The sequence below is a fragment of the Calidithermus terrae genome (genome assembly GCF_003574345.1).
In the GTDB taxonomy this organism is placed as follows: domain Bacteria; phylum Deinococcota; class Deinococci; order Deinococcales; family Thermaceae; genus Calidithermus; species Calidithermus chliarophilus.
On sequence record NZ_QXDL01000322.1, the window covers coordinates 1 to 3,137 of the forward strand.

General features: G+C 72.5%; 3 protein-coding genes. All 3 read right to left on the bottom strand.

The genetic code is table 11. The features are described 5' to 3' along the window. On the bottom strand, nt 1–1,139 hold a 1,139-nt coding region (locus Mterra_RS20090), incomplete at its 3' end, for a sensor histidine kinase (RefSeq protein ID WP_147372969.1). 86 nt (nt 1,140–1,225) lie between these two features. Then, a complete protein-coding gene (locus Mterra_RS20095) occupies nt 1,226–1,987 on the bottom strand; it encodes an ABC transporter permease (RefSeq protein WP_119316719.1) in 762 nt (253 codons plus the stop codon). Further along, entirely contained in the window at nt 1,984–2,916 is a 933-nt protein-coding gene (locus Mterra_RS20100; protein ID WP_119316720.1) for an ABC transporter ATP-binding protein, read from the bottom strand. The genes Mterra_RS20095 and Mterra_RS20100 overlap by 4 nt, the downstream gene beginning before the upstream one ends. Nucleotides 2,917–3,137: the final 221 nt, after the last annotated feature.

A 3,137-nucleotide genomic window follows, 5' to 3' on the forward strand; every position in this document is an offset into this window, starting at 1 on the left:
GCCGGGGGGAGGGCACGCCCGGGGTCGGCCGCGGGCAGCCACAGGCGCAGCCGGGTGCCGCCGTCGCCGCTGTACTCCAGGCCGCCCCCCAGCGCCTCGGCCCGCCGGCGCATCCCCTGCAGGCCCGAGCCTTCCTCGAGCACGCCGCCCCTGCCGTCGTCCTCGACCTCGAGGACGACGCGGTCTGCTCCCTTTAGCAGCCGCACGGCGCAGCGGGCGGCGCCCGAGTGGCGGATCACGTTGGTCACCGCCTCGCGCAACGCCATGCCGACCACGGTCTCCTGGGTGGGGGAGAGGGCGAGGGGCTCGGCGTAGTACTCGAAGCGGATCCCGGCGGCGCCCAAGGCCAGCCTGGCCCCGGCGAGCTCGCCCTGCAGGCCCCGCGCCTTGTAGCCCTGCACCGCCTCGCGCACCTGGGCGGTGGCCTCGCGGCTGATCCGCTCGACCTCGCGCATCTCGCGGGCGGCTCGAGCCGGGTCGCGCTCGGCGAGCTTGGCGGCGAGCTCGGCCTTGAGGGTGACGACCGAGAGGGTGTGGCCCAGCAGGTCGTGCAGGTCGCGGGCGATGCGCTCGCGCTCGGCGACGGCCGCCAGGCGCTGGTTCTCCTCGGCGGCCTGCACCAACTGGCGCTGGTAACGTTCGCGCTCGAGGGTCGAGGCGTTGAGCAGGCCGATGAAGGCGGTGAAGAACACCGCCGGGAAGAAGTAGGCGCTGCCCTGCGGCCAGGGGGTGCCCAGGAGCAGGGGAAGGGCGAGGGCCCAGAGCGCGGCCAGCAGCGTGAACAGCCCCACCATCCGGCGGGCCTTCGCCACCGGCTGCAGCCCGGCCACCGCCGCGGCGGCGTAGACCCAGTAGACCCCCGCGCCCCCGTTGAACGGCGTGACCGCCACCCCCAGCCCGAAGATGGCCCAGGCGTAGGCCAGCAAGCGCCCGTCCCGGCTCTTCCAGCCGCGCAGGTACAGCGGGAGGAACGCCGCCACCGAGAGCAGGGTGATCAGGACGCTGGGCAGCCCGAAACCGGGGTCGAAGACCGCCTGGGGCAGCAGGCTCACCAGGTACACCAGGTAGCCGTACTTGGCCCAGCCGTCCTCCTGCGCGGGGGCGGCCAGGCCGGGGACGGCGGTTCGGGGCTTGGGCATCGTGTTCATTGTAGGGCCGTGGCGGGGTCGGCGCTCTGGGCGACCAGGGCAAAGGAGTGGATCTGCCCACGAGCCACGCGCGGCTGTCACCCGTAGGTCTTGCCCTCGTCGCGGCGGTAGGCCCACAGCGCCAGGGCCAGGAAGGCCAGGGTGAAGCCCGCCAGCACCCCGGCGTGCAGCCAGGGGTTTTCGCCGCGGCCCGCGCCCAGCGTCCCCAGGGCGAGCTGGGCGTAGTGGTAGGGCGGCAGGAAGGGGGCGACGCTCTGGATCACCTTGGGCAGGGCCTCGACGGGCACCCACAGCCCGCTGGCGAAGGCCATGGGCAAGTAGACCAGGTTGAGCACGCCGGGGGCCGAGTTGGGGCCGAGCACGTAGCCGAAGAACAGGCCCAACGCGCAGAAGGGGAACACCCCCAGCAGCAGCACGCCGAAGAGCCGCAGCCAGGTGAGGGGCTCGAGGCTGACCTTACCCGCCAGCGTGCCCAGCAGGGTCATGCCCAGCACGATGAGGGCGCCGAACAGCACCGCCAGCGCGATCTTGGCGAGGAAGTAGGCCAGCGGGGGCATGGGCGAGGCCCGCTTGAGCCGCATCCAGCCCTGCCCGCGCTCGACCGCCACCCCCACCCCGAAGCCGAAGAGCGCCGCGCCGATGGTGCCGAAGGCCCCGTAGGTGGCGAGCATGTAGGTCGCGGTGTTGACCGGCCCCGCGCTCTGGTTGCCGAAGGAGAGCCCGAAGATGGCGTAGAACATCAGCGGGAAGGCCAGGGTGGAGAGGGAGTAGACGGGCAGCCGCCAGCTTTTGAGGAACTCGTACTTGGCCTCGAGGGCGAAGATCCTCAGGGCGTTCATCGCACGGCCTCCTTCGTGGCGGGGGTGGTGAGGGCCAAGAAGGCCTCCTCGAGCCCGGCGCCGGTGACCTCGAGGTCGCTCAGGCCCGGGTCGAGCCGCAACAGCTCGGCCACCACCGGCTCGGCCCGCACGGCCAGGACCTGCAGGGCGTTGCCCTTGGCCTGCACCGAGGTCACGCCGGGCAACCGGCGCACGGCCTCGGGGCTCAGGCGGGTCACGGCCCGGATCTGGCGGCCCGCCGTGCGGGCCTTGATCTCGGCCGGGGTGCCCTCCGCGATCACGCGGCCCTGGTCGAGCACCACCACCCGGTCGGCGAGCGCGTCGGCCTCCTCGAGGTAGTGGGTGGTGAGCAGGACGGTCTTGCCCGCCCGGGCCAGCGAGCGCACCTGCGCCCAGAAGGCCCGGCGCGACTCCACGTCCATCCCCACCGTGGGCTCGTCGAGGAACAGCACGTCGGGGTCGCCGCAGACCGCCAGGGCGAAGTGGACGCGCTGCTTCTGCCCGCCCGAGAGCTGCCCGTAGAGCCGGTGGAGGATGCCCCCCAGCTGCGCGGCCTCGGCCACGCGCTCCAGGGGCAAGGGCGCGGGGTAGTAGCTGCGGAAGAGTTCGACCAGCTCGCGCACCCGGAGGGTCTGGGGCACCCCGGAGAGCTGGAGCATGGCCCCGGCCCGCTGCCGCGCCCTAGGGCTTCGCGGGTCCTGCCCGAAGAGCGCGACCCGCCCGCTGCCGGGCCGCATCAGCCCCAGCATCAGGCTCACGGCGGTGGTCTTGCCCGCGCCGTTTGGGCCCAAAAGGGCCAGCACCTCGCCCTGCGCCACCTCGAGGCTCACGTCCTCGAGGGCTTTCACGCTGCCGTAATGCTTGGAAACCCGCTCGAGCACCGCCGGGCCCGGGGGTTTGTGGACGACGTCGGTGAGGCTATGAACCATGAATCCCTCCCAGGCCGCAGTCTCGCAGGGCCGGAGGGAGGGGGGTATTGCCAAAGGTCAGCGCCGGGCGGTGACAAATGTCATGGGGGAGGGTTGCGTGCTGAACGCGGGGTGCGGGTCGTGCGTCGTGTGTCCTACGTCGTACGTCGTACGCAAGACGCAAGACGCAAGACGCCTTGTCACCCCCCTTAGCAAGGGGGGTAGGGGGGATATTTCCCTCC

Coding starts and splice junctions, on each gene's coding strand:
- Mterra_RS20095 (WP_119316719.1), bottom strand. CDS start 1,987: ATGAACGCCCTGAGGATCTTCGCCCTCGAGGCCAAGTACGAGTTCCTC.
- Mterra_RS20100 (WP_119316720.1), bottom strand. CDS start 2,916: ATGGTTCATAGCCTCACCGACGTCGTCCACAAACCCCCGGGCCCGGCG.